Origin of the sequence: Kocuria rhizosphaerae, assembly GCF_044462265.1 — a bacterium.
GTDB classification, from domain to species: domain Bacteria; phylum Actinomycetota; class Actinomycetes; order Actinomycetales; family Micrococcaceae; genus Kocuria; species Kocuria rhizosphaerae.
On the sequence record NZ_JBISWL010000077.1, the window covers coordinates 23,350 to 42,869 of the forward strand.

At 72.0% G+C, this 19,520-nt stretch carries 18 protein-coding genes, 1 tRNA gene and 1 pseudogene; 11 read left to right on the top strand and 9 right to left on the bottom strand.

Going from position 1 to position 19,520, the window contains the following annotated elements:
- Positions 1 to 78: 78 nt before the first annotated feature.
- Positions 79 to 1,971: a thioredoxin-like domain-containing protein gene (locus tag ACH9EU_RS09115; RefSeq protein WP_396413618.1), complete on the top strand. Its 1,893-nt coding sequence runs from the start codon at positions 79 to 81 to the stop codon at positions 1,969 to 1,971.
- 34 nt (positions 1,972 to 2,005) lie between these two features.
- On the opposite strand, the gene ACH9EU_RS09120 is transcribed toward ACH9EU_RS09115, so the two are convergent.
- Positions 2,006 to 2,986: a hypothetical protein gene (locus tag ACH9EU_RS09120; protein WP_396413619.1), complete on the bottom strand. Its 981-nt coding sequence runs from the start codon at positions 2,984 to 2,986 to the stop codon at positions 2,006 to 2,008.
- Between the two features lie 111 nt (positions 2,987 to 3,097).
- On the opposite strand from ACH9EU_RS09120, the gene ACH9EU_RS09125 reads away from it, so the two are divergent.
- Positions 3,098 to 3,748 (top strand): hypothetical protein, encoded by a 651-nt coding sequence (locus ACH9EU_RS09125; RefSeq protein ID WP_396413620.1) that lies wholly within the window; start codon positions 3,098 to 3,100, stop codon positions 3,746 to 3,748.
- 103 nt (positions 3,749 to 3,851) lie between these two features.
- Here ACH9EU_RS09125 and ACH9EU_RS09130 read toward each other — a convergent pair whose 3' ends face one another.
- From ACH9EU_RS09130 to ACH9EU_RS09160, 7 genes are all read right to left on the bottom strand, one after another.
- Positions 3,852 to 5,111, bottom strand: a complete 1,260-nt coding sequence (locus ACH9EU_RS09130; RefSeq protein WP_396413621.1) for an ATP-binding cassette domain-containing protein — start codon at positions 5,109 to 5,111, stop codon at positions 3,852 to 3,854.
- 50 nt (positions 5,112 to 5,161) lie between these two features.
- On the bottom strand, positions 5,162 to 5,995 hold the full coding sequence (locus tag ACH9EU_RS09135) for an ABC transporter permease subunit (protein WP_396413622.1): 834 nt from the start codon (positions 5,993 to 5,995) through the stop codon (positions 5,162 to 5,164).
- A 6-nt stretch (positions 5,996 to 6,001) separates the two neighbouring features.
- Positions 6,002 to 6,988 (bottom strand): ABC transporter permease subunit, encoded by a 987-nt coding sequence (locus ACH9EU_RS09140; protein ID WP_396413623.1) that lies wholly within the window; start codon positions 6,986 to 6,988, stop codon positions 6,002 to 6,004.
- On the bottom strand, positions 6,985 to 8,304 hold the full coding sequence (locus ACH9EU_RS09145) for an extracellular solute-binding protein (protein WP_396413624.1): 1,320 nt from the start codon (positions 8,302 to 8,304) through the stop codon (positions 6,985 to 6,987). The genes ACH9EU_RS09140 and ACH9EU_RS09145 overlap by 4 nt, the downstream gene beginning before the upstream one ends.
- A 217-nt stretch (positions 8,305 to 8,521) precedes the next feature.
- Positions 8,522 to 9,448 (bottom strand): AEC family transporter, encoded by a 927-nt coding sequence (locus ACH9EU_RS09150; protein ID WP_396413625.1) that lies wholly within the window; start codon positions 9,446 to 9,448, stop codon positions 8,522 to 8,524.
- 89 nt (positions 9,449 to 9,537) lie between these two features.
- The gene (panD, locus tag ACH9EU_RS09155) at positions 9,538 to 9,984 is read right to left on the bottom strand and encodes an aspartate 1-decarboxylase (protein WP_396413634.1); all 447 of its coding nucleotides are present in this window, start codon (positions 9,982 to 9,984) and stop codon (positions 9,538 to 9,540) included.
- A 172-nt stretch (positions 9,985 to 10,156) separates the two neighbouring features.
- Positions 10,157 to 10,230: transfer RNA gene (locus ACH9EU_RS09160), tRNA-Gly, on the bottom strand.
- 118 nt (positions 10,231 to 10,348) lie between these two features.
- Here ACH9EU_RS09160 and dcd point away from each other — a divergent pair.
- Positions 10,349 to 10,924, top strand: coding sequence for a dCTP deaminase (gene dcd, locus ACH9EU_RS09165; RefSeq protein WP_396413626.1), 576 nt, complete (start codon positions 10,349 to 10,351; stop codon positions 10,922 to 10,924).
- 15 nt (positions 10,925 to 10,939) lie between these two features.
- Here the strand turns inward: dcd and ACH9EU_RS09170 are convergent, their stop codons facing one another.
- A complete protein-coding gene (locus tag ACH9EU_RS09170; protein WP_396413627.1) occupies positions 10,940 to 12,262 on the bottom strand; it encodes an MFS transporter in 1,323 nt (440 codons plus the stop codon).
- Between the two features lie 231 nt (positions 12,263 to 12,493).
- On the opposite strand from ACH9EU_RS09170, the gene ACH9EU_RS09175 reads away from it, so the two are divergent.
- The 8 genes and pseudogenes from ACH9EU_RS09175 (at position 12,494) to ACH9EU_RS09210 (ending at position 19,487) form a co-directional block, all read left to right on the top strand.
- Positions 12,494 to 15,598 (top strand): Na+/H+ antiporter subunit A, encoded by a 3,105-nt coding sequence (locus tag ACH9EU_RS09175; protein WP_396413628.1) that lies wholly within the window; start codon positions 12,494 to 12,496, stop codon positions 15,596 to 15,598.
- A complete protein-coding gene (locus ACH9EU_RS09180; RefSeq protein WP_396413629.1) occupies positions 15,595 to 16,086 on the top strand; it encodes a Na(+)/H(+) antiporter subunit C in 492 nt (163 codons plus the stop codon). The genes ACH9EU_RS09175 and ACH9EU_RS09180 overlap by 4 nt, the downstream gene beginning before the upstream one ends.
- Complete coding sequence (locus ACH9EU_RS09185) at positions 16,083 to 17,723, top strand: Na+/H+ antiporter subunit D (protein WP_396413630.1); 1,641 nt, start codon at positions 16,083 to 16,085, stop codon at positions 17,721 to 17,723. Before ACH9EU_RS09180 ends, ACH9EU_RS09185 begins: the two co-directional genes overlap by 4 nt.
- 56 nt (positions 17,724 to 17,779) lie before the next feature.
- Positions 17,780 to 18,055, top strand: a pseudogene (locus tag ACH9EU_RS09190) (Na+/H+ antiporter subunit E); the annotation flags it as partial.
- Positions 18,056 to 18,219: 164 nt separating this feature from the next.
- Entirely contained in the window at positions 18,220 to 18,384 is a 165-nt protein-coding gene (locus tag ACH9EU_RS09195; protein ID WP_396413631.1) for a hypothetical protein, read from the top strand.
- Positions 18,381 to 18,653: a monovalent cation/H+ antiporter complex subunit F gene (locus ACH9EU_RS09200; RefSeq protein ID WP_396413632.1), complete on the top strand. Its 273-nt coding sequence runs from the start codon at positions 18,381 to 18,383 to the stop codon at positions 18,651 to 18,653. The genes ACH9EU_RS09195 and ACH9EU_RS09200 overlap by 4 nt, the downstream gene beginning before the upstream one ends.
- Complete coding sequence (gene mnhG / locus ACH9EU_RS09205) at positions 18,650 to 19,108, top strand: monovalent cation/H(+) antiporter subunit G (protein WP_396413635.1); 459 nt, start codon at positions 18,650 to 18,652, stop codon at positions 19,106 to 19,108. Before ACH9EU_RS09200 ends, mnhG begins: the two co-directional genes overlap by 4 nt.
- 112 nt (positions 19,109 to 19,220) lie before the next feature.
- Positions 19,221 to 19,487, top strand: a complete 267-nt coding sequence (locus ACH9EU_RS09210; protein WP_396413633.1) for a DUF4235 domain-containing protein — start codon at positions 19,221 to 19,223, stop codon at positions 19,485 to 19,487.
- Positions 19,488 to 19,520 lie beyond the last annotated feature (33 nt).

A 19,520-nucleotide genomic window follows, 5' to 3' on the forward strand; every position in this document is an offset into this window, starting at 1 on the left:
CCGACTCGCACCGCACCGACTCGCACCGCACCGACTCGCACCGCACCGACTCGCACCGCACCGAAAGGACCATCGCCCATGCGCCTCACCTCCCGCGTCCGCGCCTCCGAGCTGCAGGGCCGCGCCTGGCTCAACACCGGCGAGAAGGAGCTGGACCTGGCCGCGCTGCGCGGCAAGGTCGTCGTCCTCGACTTCTGGTCCTTCTGCTGCATCAACTGCCTGCACGTGCTGGAGGAGCTGCGGCCCCTCGAGGAGCGCTTCGCCGACGTCCTCGTCACCGTGGGCGTGCACTCCCCGAAGTTCGAGCACGAGGCCGACCCCGAGGCGCTGGCCGCGGCCGTGGACCGCTACGAGATCCACCACCCCGTGCTCGACGACCCGGAGCTGACCACGTGGGAGGCCTACACGGCGCGGGCGTGGCCCACCCTCGTGGTCGTGGACCCGGAGGGCTACATCGTGGCGCACCTGTCGGGAGAGGGGCACGTGCAGGGCCTCGTGTCCCTCGTCGAGGAGCTCGTGGCCGAGCACGAGGCGAAGGGCACCCTGCACCGCGGGGACGGCCCGTACGTCCCGCGGCCCGAGCCCGAGGGCGACCTCCGCTTCCCGGGGAAGGTGCTGCCCCTGCCGGACGGCTCGTTCCTGGTCTCCGACACGGGCCACCACCGCCTCGTCCAGCTGGGCAGCGACCTGCGGACCGTCCGGCGCGTGATCGGGGCCGGGAAGGGCTGGGCGGACGGGGACGCGGGGACGGCCCGCTTCACGGAGCCCCAGGGCCTCACCCTGCTGCCGGAGGATGTGCGGGCGGCCGTCGGCTACGACGTGGTCGTGGCCGACTCCGTCAACCACCGCCTGCGCGGGGTGGACCTCGCGACCGGGACGGTCACCACGGTGGCCGGCAGCGGCGTGCAGCGGCTGCTCGACGAGGAGCGCGCCCGGGGCGCCGACCCGAACTCCGTCCCCGAGGGCGCCGACCCGCGCACCGTGGCCCTGTCCTCTCCGTGGGACGTCGTGTGGTCCACGCGGGCGGACCGGCTGGTGGTCGCCATGGCCGGCACCCACCAGCTGTTCTCCTTCGACCCGCGCTCCGGCCGGCTCGGCGTGCTCGCCGGGACGGGCGACGAGGGCCTGAAGGACGGCACCGCGGCCGAGGCGTGGTTCGCGCAGTCCTCGGGCCTGGCCGAGGACCACCGGGGCAACGTGTGGGTCGCGGACTCGGAGACCTCCGCCCTGCGCGTCCTGCGGTTCGACGACGACGGCGCCGTCACGGTCGGCACCGCGGTGGGCGAGGGGCTGTTCGACTTCGGCTTCCGCGACGGCGAGGCCGGCCAGGCCCGGATGCAGCACTGCCTGGGGGTCGCCCAGCTCCCGGACGGCTCCGTGGCCGTGGCCGACACGTACAACGGCGCGGTGCGCCACTACGACCCGCGCACGGGGCAGGTGACGACCCTGGCCCGGGGCCTCGCCGAGCCCTCGGACGTGCTGCTGGACGTCTCGGGCCGGGAGCCGCTGCTCGTGGTCGTCGAGTCCAACGCCCACCGGCTGGTGCGGGTCCCGGTCCCGGCGACCGCGCAGCGCGTCGACGAGGGCGCCTCCCGGACCCAGCGGCCGCGCACCCGGCTCGCCCCCGGCGGGCTGACCGTGGACGTGCGCTTCAGCGCCCCGACCGGGCAGAAGCTCGACGACCGGTGGGGGGATCCCACCCAGCTGAAGATCTCGTCCTCGCCCGCGGACGCGCTGGCCGAGGGCGCGGGCACCGCCCGGGGCCTGCGCCGGGAGCTGGTGCTGGACGGCGGCACCACCGAGGGTGTCCTGCACATCACGGCGCGCGCCGCGGCGTGCGACGGGGAGCCGGGCGGGGAGATCCCCGACCACGCCGCGTGCCACCTGTACCAGCAGGACTGGGGCATCCCCTTCGTGCTGGACGCCGACGGCGAGGCGGAGCTCGTGCTGGACCTGCGCGGCGTGAACTGACGGGGCCGGTTGCGGACCCGTCCCGGGCGGCGGCTCAGCCGCGCGGGGTCACCCGCACGGTCGAGTCGTCGACGGCGAGGTCGGCCGCGACCTCGAACGGCACCGTCCGCTCGACGCGCTCGACGTCGCCCGTGAACAGGTCCAGCGAGTCGAAGGCGATGCGTGCCGTGCCCCGCGCCGGCTCGAGGGACCAGCCCTCGGCGGTGGAGCCCACGCTGATCTCCGGGTCCGGGTAGGACTCGACGGTCCACTCCACGTCGCCCTCCACCCGGCCGTCGAACTCGAAGGAGAACGGGCAGCCGGCGGGGTACAGGCTGCTCTGCCCCGCGCAGCCGTCCAGGTACTCCTTCAGCTGCCGGTCGACCTCGGTCTCGAGGGCCTCGGTGGGCCGCGGCTCCAGGACGATCTCGGCCCGCTGGCCCGGATCGGTCACCACGGTGCGCACCGGCCGCGCCTCGACGAGGTCGGAGGTGTAGGAGGCCGTGTACGCCCCCGGGAAGAAGGCCGAGAACGTCCCGGTGGATCCGGGCAGGGCGACCGACATGCCGTTCACGTCCACCGAGGTGGCCCCCGGCATGGTCACCGTCAGCACGGGCAGGGGGGTCTCGTCGAAGGCCCACACCGTGAAGAAGCCCCACTGCGTGTCGGTGGCGTGCAGGCTGAACTCGGAGCTGTGGCGCTCTCCGGCCAGGGTGTAGTCGGCCCGCACGACGGCCTGCTCGCCGTCGTCGGTGACCGTGGTGACGTCCACGTCCGTCAGCTCCCCGGCCGCGGCCTGCAGCGGGTCGCCGTCGAGCATCGCCGCGTTGGCCTCGGGGACCTCGGCGTTGAGCAGGCCCAGGGCCTCTCCGCCGTCGCCGTCCCGCAGGTCCTCGAAGTAGGCGCGCACGTCGGTCTCGGGACCGTACATGTACTTGTTGACCAGCGCGATGGTCACGGCCGCGGCGGCCACGCCGAGCAGCACCAGGAACAGCCAGGCCCCGAGGGCCTTGAGCACGCGGACGTTCGACTCCATCCGTTCACGCTAGCCGATGCGGGGCCCCGCCACCGCCGTCGGGCCGCGGCGGGTAGGCTTCCTGTGCGCCACACGTCCCCCCGTCGCCGATCCCGTCCGGAGCTGAACCCCATGGCCGACGCCGTCCGGCAGGTCCCCGAGAAGTACGGTCCCGTCCGCGACGTCCTCCGGCCCCGCCTGGGCTCCTACGGCCGGCGCCTGCTCGGCTCGGCGACGCCGCTTCTCGTGGCGACCGTGCTGGTCCTGTTCCTCTGGTCCCGGCGGCCGGCTCCGGGGGTCGCGGCCGTCGCACTCGTGCTCGTGCTCCTGGCGGCCGCGGCGGCCTGGGTGCGGCTGCGCCCCGCCCTGGTGGTCCGCACCGACAGCCACGTGCTGCGCTCCCGCACCGTGGGCTTCGCCGCGACGGCGCTCGCCGACCTCGACCACGTCGTCACTGTCGGCGCCCTGCAGCGTTCGGCCGACGGCTCCCGGCGGTCGGCCCGGCCCCACCTGTGGGCCGCGGACCGCTCGGGTCGCCGCGTGCTCGGCCTGGACGGCGCCGTATGGGACGCCCGTGCCCTCGAGGACGTGGCCGCGGCCCTGGGCGTGCCGCGGACCCATGTCGAGCGCACGACAGCCCGGGAGGCCGCCGCGCGCTGGCCCCGGCTCGTGCCCTGGCGGCTCCGGCACCCGCGGTTGAGCTCCGCTGCGGGCACCGCGGGCGTGCTGGCCGTCCTCGCCCTCGTGACAGGGCTGTCCTTGGTCCAGCAGGGCGGGACCTGAGCCGTCCCCGGCACGGCCACCGGGCACCCGCCGGAGGTCTCCGCACGGACCGGAGCCCGCCGCCCCGGACGGGACGGCGGGCTCCTGCGCCGCGGCGGGTGTCTCAGCCGGCCGAGGCCATCTGCTGACGTGCTCGCTCGATCTCGGCCTTGCGCTCCTCGACCGCCTCGCGGGTCAGCTCGGCCCCGGCCTCCTCGTCCCGTGTCAGGTTGTCCCCGGTCTCGGGGTCGAAGATGTGCATCCGGCTGGTGTCGATCCAGATCCGGCCCTCGGCCCCGCCGCGGATGCGGGACGTCGAGTCGAGGGACACGACGAGCTGGGGGTGCATCTCGTCACCGTCCAGGTCACGGGCCAGCTCGTTCAGCTTGGCCTGGACGGCCTCGTCCGGCCGGTAGTGGATGTACCCGTACTGCTCGTTGCCCATCCACTCGGTGTGGGTGAACCGGGCGTCGAAGGTGGTCCCTCCGGCGGCCTTCGACTCCTCCACGAACTTGGCGTCCTCGAAGTGCTCCGGCCGCAGGCCCAGCAGCACGATCGAGCCGTCCGTGGGCAGCTTCCCGGCGGCCTTCTCGGGGACCGGGATGTCGCCGAGGGGGGTGTCGAAGACGTTGCCCTTGACGTGGGCCGGGAGGAAGTTCATCGACGGCGAGCCGATGAACCCCGCCACGAACAGGTTCGCCGGCTGCTCGTAGAGCTCCCGGGGCGAGGCGATCTGCTGCAGCAGGCCCTTCTTGAGCACGGCCACGCGGTCGCCGAGGGTCATGGCCTCGGTCTGGTCGTGGGTCACGTAGACGGCCGTGATGCCCATCCGGCGCTGCAGCTGGGCGATCTCGGCGCGCATCTGGCCGCGCAGCTTGGCGTCGAGGTTGGACAGCGGCTCGTCGAAGAGGAACGCGTCCGCGTCCCGCACGATCGCCCGGCCCATCGCCACGCGCTGGCGCTGGCCGCCCGAGAGGTTGGCCGGCTTGCGCTCCAGGTGGTCGTTGAGGTCGAGCGTCTCAGAGGCGACGCGGACCTTGCGGTCGATCTCCTCGGCGGAGAACTTGCCCTTGGACAGGCGCAGCGGGAACGCGATGTTCTCGTACACGGTCAGGTGCGGGTAGAGGGCGTAGTTCTGGAACACCATGGAGAGGTTGCGCTCACGGGGCTCCTTCTCGTTGACCCGCTCGCCGTTGATCAGCAGGTCGCCCGAGGTGATGTCCTCGAGACCCACGATCATGCGCAGCAGCGTCGACTTGCCGCAGCCGGAGGGTCCCACGAGGATGAGGAACTCGCCGTCGGCGATGTCGATCGAGACGTCGTTGACCGCGGGAAAACCGTCCCCGTACTGCTTGACGAGGTGGTTGAGGGTGATGGATGCCATCTGGACTCAGTCCTTCGTTCGTGTCTGGGAATGCTGGGGGCGGGGCGGGCTCAGCCCTTGACCGCGCCCTGGGTCAGGCCGGCGACGATCTGGCGCTGGAAGAGCAGCACCAGGAGCACCACCGGGATGGTGACGATGATGGCCGCCGCGGAGATCGCGCCCGCCGGGTCCTCGAACTGCGAGGCGCCGGTGAAGAACGCCAGCGCCGCGGGCACCGGGCGGGCCGCCTCGGTGGAGGTGAGGCCGATGCCGTAGACGAAGTCGTTCCACGCGATGAAGAACGCGATGATCGCGGTGGTGAACACCCCGGGCATGGCCAGCGGCACGATCACCTTGCGGAACGCCTGCCAGGTGGTGGCGCCGTCCACCTGGGCCGCCCGCTCGAGGTCCCACGGGATCTGCTGGAAGAAGGCCGTCAGCGTCCAGATCGAGATCGGCAGCGTCAGGGACAGATACGGGATGATCAGGCCGGGCCACGTGTCGTAGAGGCCGATCTGGCGCCACAGGTTGAACAGCGGGGTCACGATCGAGACCACGGGGAACATGGACACTGCCAGGGCCACCGTCAGGATCATCTTCTTGCCGGGGAAGTCGAGGCGGGCGATCGCGTAGGCGCACAGCGTGGCGAGGACCACCGCGATGAACGTCGCGATGAGGCAGATGCCGATCGAGTTCCGCAGGGAGGGGAGGAACAGGTCCCGGGCCGTGCCCACGAAGAGCGAGGAGTAGTTCTCACCGACCCACTGGGCGGGCAGGAACTTCCCGGAGGACAGGTCTGCCGGCGCCTTGAAGGACGTCATGAGGATCGAGGTGACGGGGAACAGGGCGTAGATCAGGACCAGGACCGAGACGACGGCCCATCCGACCTTGTGCTTGGTGGACATGGGCGGTTACCTTCCCTTCCCGGCGCCGGCGAGATCGACCTTGAACACCTTGATGGCGAGGAAGGCGATCAGCAGCACGCAGACGAACAGGATCACGGAGACCGCGGAGCCGAGCCCGATCTCCAGTCGGCCGATGGACGTGCGGTACGCGAGCAGGGACAGCGTCTCGGTGCCGTACTGGCCCTGGGTCATGATGAAGATGTTGTCGAAGATGCGGAACGCGTCCAGGGCCCGGAACACGACGGCGACCATGATCGCGGCCTTCATGTTGGGCAGGACCACGCGGGACATCCGCTGCCACCAGGTGGCCCCGTCCACCCTCGCCGCCTCGGTGTACTCGCTGGGCACCTGGGCCAGGCCCGCGAGGAGCAGGAGCGAGATGAAGGGCGTCGTCTTCCAGATCTCCGAGGCCATGATCACGAACAGGGCAGGGCCGGGGGAGGAGAACCAGTTGAAGTCGGTGCTGATGCCCGGCACCCAGGAGAACCAGTTGTTGATGTAGCCGGTCGTGATGTCGAACGCGTAGAACCAGGCGAACGCCGAGACCACCGTGATGATGCCGTAGGGGACCAGGATCGCGGTGCGCAGCAGTCCGCGGGTGTTGCGGACCGCGTTGTTCATCACGAGCGCCAGGGCGAAGCCGAGGACCAGTTCCACGAGCACGGTGACGACCGTGATCAACAGCGTGACGCCGAGGTCCCGCCAGAACACGACGTCGGAGAGGACCGTGGCGTAGTTGCTGAAGAGGACGAAGGCTCTCTCGTCGGGAGCGGTGAGGCGGAACGAGAAGAGGGAGTCCCACAGGGCCTGCAGGATCGGGTACATCGTGACGAGCAGCATCACGACGAAGGCGGGGCCCGCCAGCATCCAGCCGAGCTTGCGCTCCGAGCGGGAACGGTCGGACATGGCGGGCCTGGCGCTGCGGCGTCCGGTGCGCCGCCGAGTCTCTTCCGCGGCGGCACCCGACGTGCCGGAGTGGACAGCGGTGGTCATAGCAGCTTCTCTCCCTTCAGGACGGCCTCGATGAACTCGGCGGTTTCACGGGGCGTGTTCTCGGTGACGGACGCCGGCGGGGTCCACTCCTGCTGGATGGCGGTCGAGACCTCGTTGTAGTAGGGAGTCTGCGGGCGGGGAGCCGCCTGCTCGAGGGACTCGCGGATGGTCTCGTACATCGGGAAGGTCTCCTGGACCTCGGGGTCCTCGTAGGCCGCCTCGGAGGCTGCCGGGTTGCCGTTGGTCACGAAGTAGTAGGCCTGGTTCTCGGGCTGGACGATGCACTCCACCGCCTCCCACGCGAGGTCCTGGTGCTCCGAGGTGGAGCCCACACCCAGGTTGATGCCGCCCAGCGGGGGAGCGGAGGGCTCGTCCGCGTTGACCCGCGGCCACAGGGCCCAGCCGATGTCGTCGAACATCTCCTGCTCCACGGACCCCCCCTCCACGGCGGCCGCGGTGGCCGCGTAGATGAACGGCCAGTTGACCATGAAGGACCCGCTGTCGGACTGGAACTGGGCCATCGTCGAGCCCTCGTCGGAGGTCGGGAGCCCGGGTCCGCCGAGACCGTCCCGGCCGATGGTGCCGACGATCTCGGCGGCCTTCGTGGCGGCCTCGGAGTCCATGCCGATCACGATCTCGTCGGCCGGAGCCTCCGGGTTCTCGATGATCTCCCCGCCCGCCGACTTGATCAGGCCGTTGACCCACACCGTCATCGACTCGGCCGAGGTGCCCTGCACCCCCAGGTGCTTGTCCTGCTCGCGGGCGGCGTCCATGATCTGCTGCCACGTCACCGGCTCGTCCATGTCCAGGCCGGCGGCCTCAGCCACCGACTTCCGGTACCAGAGCAGCTGCGTGTTGGCCCAGAACGGGACCGAGACCAGCTCGTCGCCCCACATGGCTCCCTCGAGCGGGCCCGACAGGACGTCCTGCGTGGTGGCCTCCTCGACGTCGGCGGGGACCGGGGCCAGGAATCCGGGCTCCGCCAGCTCGGGGATGAAGGGCGGGTCGAGGCTCATGATGTCCATCGACCTGTCCCCTGCGGCGAGTCGGCGGGCGAGCTGCTCGCGCTGGCCGGCGGCGTCGCGCGGGAGCAGCGCCGCCTCGATCTTGTAGCGGCCGCCGGACTCCTCGGAGCATCGGGCCGCGAGCTCCGCCTGTCCTCCGGCGTCCGGATTGATGTACCACGTGAGGGTCGGGGCGGCACCGGCGTCGGTGTCACCGCAGCCCGACAGGACGAGGGCGCCCACCGCACCGAGGGCTGCGGCGCCGAGCCGGCGCCTGCCCGGTGCTCGGTAGGGGTGTGAGGTGGTGGTCAACGGTTTGTTCCTCCCCTTCGGCGATGTGGCGGCCCGCGAGGGGTGTCGAGAGGATCCTCGGGGGACCCGGTCGGCGGGACTGCCGGCGGTGCGTGCTGCCGACCCGACCACTCCTGCGCGGAGCTTCAGTGTATGAGTGGGGGACCTCACAGACCAGCAACCTGATGGTCAGCCCGGGCGCGTCGCCGGGGTTCCCGGCCCAGGGCGCCTGCCGCCCTCAGGAGAGCAGCAGCGCCACGACGGCCATGGTCAGCATGGCGATCACGGTGGTGAGCAGGACGGTGTCGCGGCACAGCTGCTCGGCGCGTCCGTAGCGCACGGCCGCCACGTAGATGTTCTGGGCCGTGGGCAGGGCGGCCATGACCACCACCGCGTACAGCAGGTGCCCGTCGAGTCCCAGGGCGAAACGGCCGACCAGGTACGCGAGCGCGGGGTGCAGCACCAGCTTGAGCGCCGTGGCGATGAGGACGTCGCGGCGCGGACCGCCGCCCCGGCGCAGGGGGGCGACTCCCACCAGGGAGATCCCGAAGGCCATGAGCATCGCCGGGATGGAGGCGCCGGCCACGAGTCGCACGGGCTCCTCCACGACCTCCGGCAGCCGCCAGCCCGTGACGGCGAAGAGGATGCCGAGGCCGGAGCCCACGATCATCGGGTTCGTGACCACGTTGTGCAGGATGCTGCCCAGGCTCGGGCGGCGCCCGTCCGTGAGGACGTCCATGATCGTGAGGTACACCGGGGTGTTGAGCGCGAGCTGGAACAGGATCACCGGGACCACCATGGACGGGTCCCCGAGCACGAACGTGGCGATGGGAATGCCGAGGTTGGCCGAGTTGACCTGCGAGGCCGCCTGGGCGCCCATCATCGTGGTCGCCGCGTCCCGGCGCAGCGCCCAGCGTGCGATCGCGGCGTGGACGAGCGCGGTGGCCACGGCCGACACGGCCGCCACCACCAGCGGCGCGGAGAGGATGAGGCGGACGTCGGCCTCCGCGATGGTGAGGAAGAGCAGGGGCGGGCTCGCCACGTAGAAGGCGAACTTGCTCAGGATCAGCTGACCCTGGGGGCCGAGCACGCCCCGGCGGCCGACGAACCACCCGCTCAGGATCACCGCCCAGACGATGAAGAACCCCGAGAACACTCCGGTCACGGGACCCTCCCTCGCCCTGCCGCGGGTCCGCGGGTGCGGGCCCCTACCGTTCTACCCCATGCCCGGCACGGGACCGGGCGCGGCACGGGTCACGCGACGGGCAGGTCGGCCCGGGCCGCGGCGAGGGTGCGGGAGTGCGGGGGGCGGGCGACGTCGTCGAGCAGGGCCTCGGCCGGGTCGGCCCCCAGGTCCACGATCCGGTTCTCCCGGTCCACGTGGACCACGCTGGGCACGTGGGCGCGCGCCTCGGCGTCGTCCATCTGCGCGTAGCTGATGAGGATCACGAGGTCACCGGGGTGCACCAGGTGCGCGGCGGCGCCGTTGATCCCGACGACGCCGGAGCCGCGCTCGCCGGCGATGGTGTACGTCTCGAGCCGTGCGCCGTTGGTGACGTCCACGATGGCGACGAGCTCGCCGGGGAGGATGTCGGCGGCGTCGAGCAGGTCCTGGTCGACGGTGACCGAACCGACGTAGTGGAGGTCCGCCTGGGTCACGGTCGCCCGGTGGATCTTGGCCTTGAACATGGTGCGCAGCATGACGGGAGAGGTGCTCCTCATGGGCGGGTGCGGATGGCGTGCGCCCGGGCCGCCGGGCGGTGCGGGCGCGGCCCCGGCGCGTCGCGCGGGTCGGGGCGCCAGCCCATTCTACCGGCAAGCCCGCGGGGACGGCGAACGCCCCGGTCATGTGTGACCGGGGCGTTCGCCGTGGTGGAGCGGCCGACGGGAATCGAACCCGCGTATCAGGCTTGGGAAGCGTGCGCTCTACCATTGAGCTACGGCCGCGCGTCGGTCCGTCCGGTGCGGCACCGGCCGGGGACACCTGAACACTGTACACCACGTGCCGGGGGAGGATCACCGGCGCGACACGGCACCGCCCCGCCCGTGCGATACCTTGGGGACCGTGCTGATCTCTGACCGCGACATTCGCCGGGAGCTCGACGGCGGCCGGGTCGTCCTCGAACCCTACGACCCCGCCCTGATCCAGCCCGCCAGCATCGACGTCCGGCTGGACCGCTGGTTCCGGCTCTTCGACAACCACAAGTACGCGCACATCGACCCCGCCGTGGAGCAGCCCGAGCTCACGCGCCTGGTCGAGGTCGACCCGGACGAGGCGTTCGTCCTCCACCCGGGGGAGTTCGTGCTCGGGTCCACCTACGAGAAGGTGACCCTGCCGGCGGACATCGCCGCCCGGCTCGAGGGCAAGTCGTCGCTGGGCCGGCTGGGGCTGCTGACCCACTCGACGGCCGGGTTCATCGACCCCGGGTTCTCGGGCCACGTGACCCTGGAGCTGTCCAACATGGCGACCCTGCCCATCAAGCTGTGGCCCGGCTCCAAGGTCGGACAGCTGTGCTTCTTCCGGCTCTCCTCGCCGGCGGAGCACCCCTACGGGGACGGCGCCTACGCCAACCGGTACCAGGGCCAGCGCGGGCCCACGGCGTCGCGCAGCCACCTCGGCTTCACCCGCACCCCCCTCTGAGGGCCTGGCGCCGGGTCAGCCGGCCTCCGCGCGCCGTGGGTCCCGTGTCCCCAGGAGCAGGAGGAGGCCGGTGACGATCACCAGCAGGATCCCCAGGATGCCCCAGCGCTGCGCCCCGAGCACCGAGACGAACACCGCGAAGAGCGTGGGCGCCAGGAAGCTCACGGCCCGCCCGGTCGTGGCGTAGAGACCGTAGAGCGCTCCCTCCTGCCCGGCCGGGACCAGCCGGCCCAGGAAGGTCCGGGAGGCGGACTGGGCCGGCCCCACGAACAGGCACAGCAGGAGGCCGCAGACCCAGAACGCGGCCGTCCCGTCGAGGATCAGCAGGGGCGCGCCGGCGAGCACGATGCACGTCAAGGACACGACGATGACCCGTTTGGGCCCCACCCGGTCGTCCAGCCGTCCGCCCACGAGCGCGCCCACCCCCGCGGCCACGTTGCCGACGATCGCGAAGACGATGACGTCGCTGAGGGCGAAGCCGAACGTCCCGGCCGCGATCACGCCGCCGAAGGTGAACACCGCATTGAGCCCGTCCCGGAAGACCGCGGAGGAGAGGAGGAACCACAGGGTCTGCGGGGCCTCCCGGTACAGCCGGCGCAGCGTCCGCCACAGCTGACGGTAGGACTGCGCCACGGACGGGCGCGGCCCGCGGCGGGTGGGCCGGGCCTCGGGGACCACGAGCAGGACCGGCACGGAGAACAGCGCGATCCACAGCCCGGAGAACAGGGCGACCGCCCGCACGTTGAGGGCGTCCTCCTCGGGCAGCCCCAGCAGGCCCGGGGTCACGAAGCCGAACAGGACGATCGACAGGGCGAGGATCCCGCCGAAGTAGCCCATCGCCCACCCCTGGCCGCTCACCCGGCCGATGTGGTCGCGGCCGGCGATCCCCGGCAGCATCGCGTTGTAGTTGACGACCGCGAACTCGTCGAAGACGTTGGCGAGGGCGAGCAGCCCGACCCCGAGGTAGAGGAAGGGCTCCTCGGGGTACACGAAGAAGCAGAGGGCCGTCAGGAGCGCCGTGAGCATCGTGTTGACGCCGAGCCAGAACCTGCGCCGGCCGGCGCCGTCGCTGCGCTGGCCGACCACGGGGGCGAGCAGCGCCACGACGACGCCCGCGGCGCCGATGCCGAAGCCGAGCACCCGCGACGCGTGGTCCTCGCCGCCGAAGGCGTCGCCCGTCAGGTAGACGGTGAACACGAACGTGGTCATCACGGCGTTGAAGGCCGCAGAACCCGCGTCCCACAGGCTCCACGCCCACACGTGGGAGCGCCGCGGCACGCGAGGCCCGGTCGCCAGGGCGGGCAGCGGGGCGGCGGGGCCGGGGGCGGGGGCGTCCATGGCAGCCATGCTAGGCCCGCGGCGGGCCGCGGCCCGGCAGGACCCGCGTCCCGGCGGCGGCCGTCCGGGCCGGGTGTGAGGACGGCCACGTGCAGGGCCGGAGACCCCCTTTGATAACCTGATCGTTCCCGGGAGCGCCCCCGGACACCCGTGCTCGCACAGGACCTCCGAGCCCCGCGTCCGGGTCCCTCGACGCCCGCAGACCTTCTTCCCCGCTCCCGGAGGCGCCCGATGCTCGCTGTGCTCCTGCTCCACGCAGCCACGGCCGTCGTCGCCCCGGTGCTGTTCGCCCGCATGGGGCGCAACGCCTTCTACGTCCTGGCCGCGGTGCCCCTCGCGGGACTGCTGTGGCTGCTCGCCTCCGCGCCGCGCGTCTACGGGGGCGAGGGCGGCTGGACCGAGGGCACGCGCTGGATCCCCTCCCTGCGACTGGAGCTCGTCCTGCGGATGGACGCCCTGGCCTGGACCATGTCGCTGCTGGTGCTCGGGGTGGGCTCGCTCGTGCTCCTCTACTGCGCCCGCTACTTCAAGTCGGGGGCCACCGGGGTCGGGGGCTTCGGCGCGCAGCTCCTCGCGTTCGCCGGTGCGATGTTCGGCCTGGTGACCGCCGACGACATGCTCGTGCTGTACGTCTTCTGGGAGATCACGACCGTCCTGTCGTTCCTGCTCATCAGCTACAGCCGGACGAGGCTGTCCGCACGGCGCGCGGCGCTCCAGGCCCTCGTGATCACCACGGCGGGGGGCCTGACCATGCTCGTCGGCGTGGTCATGCTGGGCCAGGCGGCGGGCACCTACCGGATCTCCGAGGTGCTCGAGGCGGCGCCCGAGCTGATGGGGCGCGGGACCGTGGTGGACGTCGCGGTGCTCCTGCTGCTCGTCGGCGCCGTGGCGAAGTCGGCTCTCGTCCCCCTGCACTTCTGGCTGCCGGCCGCGATGGCCGCGCCCACCCCCGTGTCCGCGTACCTGCACGCCGCCGCGATGGTCAAGGCCGGGGTCTACCTGGTGGCCCGCTTCGCCCCCGGCTTCGCGGAGACGGCGCTGTGGCAGCCCGTCGTCGTGGTCCTGGGCCTGGGCACCATGCTGTTCGGCGGCTGGGCGGCGCTGCGCCAGTACGACCTCAAGCTGATCCTCGCCTACGGCACCGTCAGCCAGCTCGGCTTCCTCGTCGTCGTGGTCGGCCACGGCGACGCCGACACCGCCCAGGCCGGGATGGCGATGCTGCTCGCGCACGGGCTGTTCAAGGCCGCGCTGTTCCTCGTGGTCGGGATCATCGACCACCGCGCGGGCACCCGCGACATCCGCCGCCTGTCGGGCCTGGCCCGGCGCGTCCCCGTGCTGTTCGCCGTCGCGCTCGTCTCCGCCGCGTCGATGGCCGGGCTGCCGCCGCTGGCCGGGTTCGTGGCCAAGGAGTCGGTGCTGACGGCGTTCGCGCACGACCTGGACGGCCCCGCGGCGATCGCCGTGCTGGCGGGTCTCGTGGTGGGCTCCGTGCTGACCGTCGCCTACAGCGCCCGGTTCCTGTGGGGCGGGTTCGGGGAGAAGACGGCCGAGTTCTCCGAGCTCGACGCCGGAGCGGACGGCCGGTCCGTGATCAGCGACATGCAGCGCGTCGAGCCCGGCTTCCTGGCGGCCCCGCTGGTGCTCTCCGCGCTCGGCGTGGGCTACGGCCTGTGGCCGGGGCCGGTCGACGCGATGCTGCGGCCCTACGTCGACCAGTTCCCCGCCACGGGCGGGCACGAACCCTACCTGGCGCTGTGGCACGGGCTCACGCCGGCCCTCGGGCTGTCGGCGCTGATCGTCGCCGCCGGTCTGCTGCTGCACCTCGGGCGCCGCCGCGTGGCCGGCTTCCAGCGCTCCCTGCCGTCCCTGCCCGCCGGAGAGCTCGTCTACCGCAGGGTCATCAACGTCCTGGACCTCGCCGCGGTCTGGATCACCGGGCGCACCCAGCGCGGTTCGCTGATGTTCTACCTCTCGGTCATCCTCGTCACGGCGATCGTCGTGCCGCTCGTCGCGCTCTTCGTGCAGGAGACCCCGCCGCTGGGGACGCTGCGGATCTCGGACGGCCCGGCCCAGCTGATCGCGGGCGCGGCGATGCTCGTGGCCGCGCTGCTGGTGCCCCTGGCCCAGAAACGCTTCCTCGCGGTGCTGCTCGTCTCGGTGACCGGCTACGGGCTCGCGCTGATCTTCGCCCTGCAGGGCGCCCCGGACCTCGCCCTGACCCAGACGCTGGTCGAGACCGTCCTGCTGGTGGCCTTCGTGCTCGCGCTCCGGTCCCTGCCGGCTCCCCTGTGGCACCGGAACCCCTCGGGCCGCAGACTCCTGCGCGGGACGATCGCGGTGGTCTTCGGGCTGTTCATGATGGCCCTGGCCGCGTTCAGCATCTCCTCCCGCACGGCCGACCCCATCTCCCTGGAGCTGCCCCGGATGGCCTACGAGCTCGGGGACGGGCACAACGTGGTCAACGTGATCCTGGTCGACATCCGGGCCTGGGACACGTTCGGGGAGATCACCGTGCTCGTCCTGGCGGCCACCGGCGTGGCGTCGCTGATCTTCGTCACGGGCCGGGGGGACCGCATCGTCCGGTCCACGGAGGCACCCACCACCGAGCAGCTCCGGGTCATCCGCGGCCGCAACGCCGCGGCCGTCACCCCCGCCGAGGAGGCGTTCCCGCACGTGCAGCAGGTCCGCCGGTTCGCCGAGGGGCCGGCGGACCCCTATCTGCTGGCCGGCCGGACCCTGGCCCCGGAACGGCGCTCCATCGTCTTCGAGGTCGTGACCCGCCTCCTGTTCCACACGTTCATGATGGTCTCGCTGTACCTGCTGGTCGCGGGGCACAACGACCCCGGCGGAGGATTCGCCGGTGGCCTCATGGCGGGCCTGGCCCTCGCCGTGCGCTACCTGGCGGGCGGGCGCTACGAGCTGGAGCGGGCGACGCCGATCAACGCGGGCACCATGCTCGGAACCGGTCTCGCGCTCGCGGCCCTGTACGCCGTCGCCCCCGTCCTCGCCGGCGGGTCCGTGATGCAGAGCTTCACCTTCGAGACGGACCTCCCCGTCTTCGGGCACGTGAAGTTCGTGACCGCGCTCGTGTTCGACGTCGCGGTCTACCTCATCGTCGTCGGCCTCGTCCTGGACATCCTGCGCGCGCTGGGCGGGCGGATCGACGAGCGGATCGAGGAGGAGGCCGTGCGCCGTCGCCGCGCCCGTGGCCGTGGCACCCGCATCCGCGTCTCGCGCCAGCGGACGGCAGGGTCCACCGCGGTCACCTCGGCCACCGCACCCACCGCGGTCACAGCACGCCGTGAGCGCGCCGAGGAAGGAGCCGAGCGCCGATGAGCGTGAACCTGACCCTGCTGGTCGTGATGGGCGTGCTGTACGCCGTGGGCGTGTACCTGCTGCTCGAGCGTTCCCTCACGCGCGTGCTGCTGGGGCTGATGCTGCTGACCAACGGGACGAACCTGCTCATCCTGCACGCCGGGGGCGTGCCGGGCTACGCCCCCCTCTACGACGGGGCGATCAAGGCCGGGGACTACAGCGACCCGTTGCCGCAGGCGCTGATCCTCACCGCCATCGTCATCTCCCTGGCGGTCACCGCGTTCCTCCTGGGCCTGATCTACCGCTCCTGGGTGCTCGGTCGCCGGGACGAGATCCAGGACGACGTCGAGGACCGCCGCGTGGCGCGCCAGTCCTCCTACGACGTGGAGGACGACGCCGAGATCCCCGCCGACACGACCGAGTTCGAGGAGGCCTCCCGCCCCCGGGACCCGGACGAGGCCGTCGAGACGCCGGGCCACCCCGGTGCCGGGAGAGGGGGCGCCCGGTGACCGTCAACCTCGCCCAGCTCGCCCCGCTGGCCGTCATCATCCCCTTCCTCGGCGCCGCCCTGAGCCTGGTGCTGCTGCGGCGCAACGCCCTGCAGCGGGCCGTGGCCATCGGCTCCCTCGTGCTCACGCTGGCGGTCGAGGTCACGGTGCTCTTCAGCACCTGGGACATCGGCCCCCAGGCCGTGCACCTGGGCGGGTGGCCGGCGCCGTTCGGCGTCGTCATGGTCGTGGACCAGCTCTCGTCCCTCATGCTGGTGGTCTCCACGGTGGTCTCGCTCGCCGTGCTCGTCTACGCGAGCGGGCAGGGCGTGGCGGACGGCGACGCGGAGGGACCCATCTCGATCTTCCACCCCTCGTTCCTCATCCTCGTGGCCGGGGTGTCCAACGCCTTCCTCGCCGGCGACCTCTTCAACCTGTACGTGGGCTTCGAGATCCTGCTCACGGCGTCGTACGTCCTCATGACGATGGGCGGGACCGTCCAGCGGATCCGCACCGGCGTGACCTACGTGGTCGTCTCGGTGATCTCCTCCGTGCTGTTCCTCATCTCGATCGGGATGATCTACGCGGCCACCGGCACGGTGAACATGGCGGACCTGTCGGGAAAGCTGGCGGACCTTCCGGTGGGCACCCAGATGCAGCTCCACCTCATGCTGCTCGTCGCGTTCGGCGTGAAGGCCGCGGTGTTCCCGCTGTCCTTCTGGCTCCCGGACTCCTATCCGACGGCGTCCGCGCCCGTCACCGCGGTGTTCGCGGGCCTGCTGACCAAGGTCGGCGTGTACTCGGTCATCCGCACGGAGACCCTCCTGTTCCCCGGCGAACGCGTCGACGACCTGCTCATGGTGGTCGCCCTGCTGACCATGGTGGTGGGCATCCTCGGCGCACTCGCCCAGATCGACATCAAGCGCATGCTCTCGTTCACGCTCATCAGCCACATCGGCTACATGGTGTTCGGTGTGGCCGTGGGCGGCCAGAACGCGCTCGCCGCGACGGTGTACTACGTGGCGCACCACATCGTGATCCAGACCAGCCTGTTCCTCGTGGCGGGTCTCGTCGAGCGCCGCGGCGGCTCGACCAACGTCGACCGGCTCGCGGGGATGGCGCGCCTCTCGCCGCTGCTGGCGCTGCTCTACCTGGTGCCCGCGCTCAACCTGGGGGGAATCCCGCCGTTCTCGGGCTTCCTGGGCAAGACGGGGCTGCTGCAGGCCGGCGTGGACCAGGGGGGCGTTCTCACCTACGTGCTCGTCGGCGGCGCCGTCCTGGTGTCCCTGCTGACCCTCCTGGCCCTGATCCGGGTGTGGAACCGTGTCTTCCTGCGCAGCCCGGAGGACGCGGAGTACCCGGACCCCATCCTGCTGGCCCCTGTCCCGGCAGGGTCGCGATTCCTGCTCAGCTCGGGGCCGGTCGACCACCGGGCGGGCCGCTTCGCGGGCAAGGGCGACGTGCGGCTCATGTCCTCCTCGATGCTCGGCGCGGCCTCCGCGCTCGTCGCCGTGGGCGTGGGGCTGACGGTCTTCGCCGGCCCACTGTTCCAGCTCGCCGACAACGCAGCGGAGAACCTCGTCCACCCCGAGCGCTACGTCGAGGCCGTGCTCTCGCCCGAGTCGGCGCCCCGTCCCGTCCTGGAGGGATCCCCGTGAGCCGGCCCAAGAACTCCCTGCTGGTGGAGCTCCCGCTGCTCGTGTGGCTGGTGTTCGTGTGGGGTGCGCTGTGGGGCGACTTCGGTCTGGGCAACCTGGTGGTCGGCGCGGTCCTGGCCCTGCTCGTGACCTGGATGCTCTACCTGCCGCCGGTGCAGCTGTCCGGGCGGTTCCACCCGCTCCACTTCGCGGTCTTCCTCGTCACCTTCGTCTGGCAGGTCGCCACGGCGAGCATCCAGGTGATGCTCACCGCCGTCCTGGTCGGACCCCGCGTGCACAACGCCGTGGTGGCGGTGGGGCTGCGCACCCGCTCCGACCTCCTCCTGACCGCCACCGGACACACCATGACCCTGATCCCCGGCTCGTTCGTCGTGGAGGTCGACCGGNCCGGTCGACCTCCACCCTGTACTTCCACGCCCTCAACGTCCGCACGCCCGAGGAGGCGGAGTCCTTCCGCCGGGCCGTCCTGCGGACCGAGGCGGCGTGGATCCGCATCATGGGGACGCGGGAGGAGCTCGCCGCCCTGCGTGCGGAACCCCGGGGCACCGGGGGCGGACGGCACGGCGCTGCGATCAGCTCCCCGACCACCGCCGGGCAGCAGATCCAGCTCGGACGCCACGGGGACGCCCCGACCGACCGGACCGAGGAGGACCACTCGTGAGCCAGATCGCCGTCGCCGTCGCGGCCGTGCTGCTGGGCGCGGCCGCCGCGGGCACCCTGTACCGCCTGGCCCGGGGTCCCTCCCTGCTGGACCGTGTGGTGGCCACCGACGTGCTGCTGGCCATCGTCGCGGCCGGCCTCGCCGTCGACATGGCCTACCACGGGCACCTCAACAATCTCGTCCTCATGGTCATCGTCTCCCTGGTCGGGTTCATCGGGTCCGTGACCGTGGCGCGCTTCGCCACCCAGACCGCCGAGCACGGGCGGTGAGCGCCGTGCTGGACAGCGTCCTCGACGCCGCCGCGGCCGTGTGCCTGGTCCTCGGGGCGCTCATGTCCCTGGCCGCCGCCGTCGGCCTCGTCCGCTTCCCCGACCTCCTGACCCGCATGCACGCCGGCACCAAGCCCCAGGTCTTCGGACTGCTCCTGCTGCTCACCGCGGTGGCCCTCGAGAACCGGGACCCGGTCATGGTCCCCCTGATCGCGCTCGGCTGGATCTTCCAGCTGCTGACGGTGCCCGTCTCGGCGCACATGGTGGGCCGATCCACCTACCGCACCAAGCACCTCAACCGGACGACGCTCACGCAGGACGACCTGCGGGAGGTGCTCGAGCGGGCGGGAGAGGGCGACCCGCCGGACCTGCCCGTGCCGGGCCCGCCGGTCCCCAGCCCGGACGGGAAGCAGGCCGACGGACAGCAGACTGACGGATCCTCGGGAAGACGTTAGGCTGAGCGGGAGGGAGCACCGGGGCCCTGCCGGGCGGCCCGGTCCTCCCGGAACCGTTCCCACGACCTCGTTCCCACGACCCCGTTCCCACGACCCCAAGGAGCAGCAGCCCATGAACACCAGAGTCCTCGACCTCCTCGGCACCGGCGCCTCCCTGGGCGGTGTGGCGTTGTCCCACAAGGTGCTCGGCTCCGTGTGGCAGCGCGTCACGGGCAACCCGCCGCCCTCCAAGAACCCGGACCCGGACGAGGCGTGGGCCGCCATCATCGTCTGGGCGGTCGTGACCGGTCTCGTCGGCACCGTCATCAAGGTGGCCATCAGCCGCAAGGTGGCCCAGCTCGAGGGCAAGCCGCAGGCCTCGAGCCGCTCCGAGGTCTGAGGCAGATCCGGACCGGCCCGCCCGAGGGGCCCC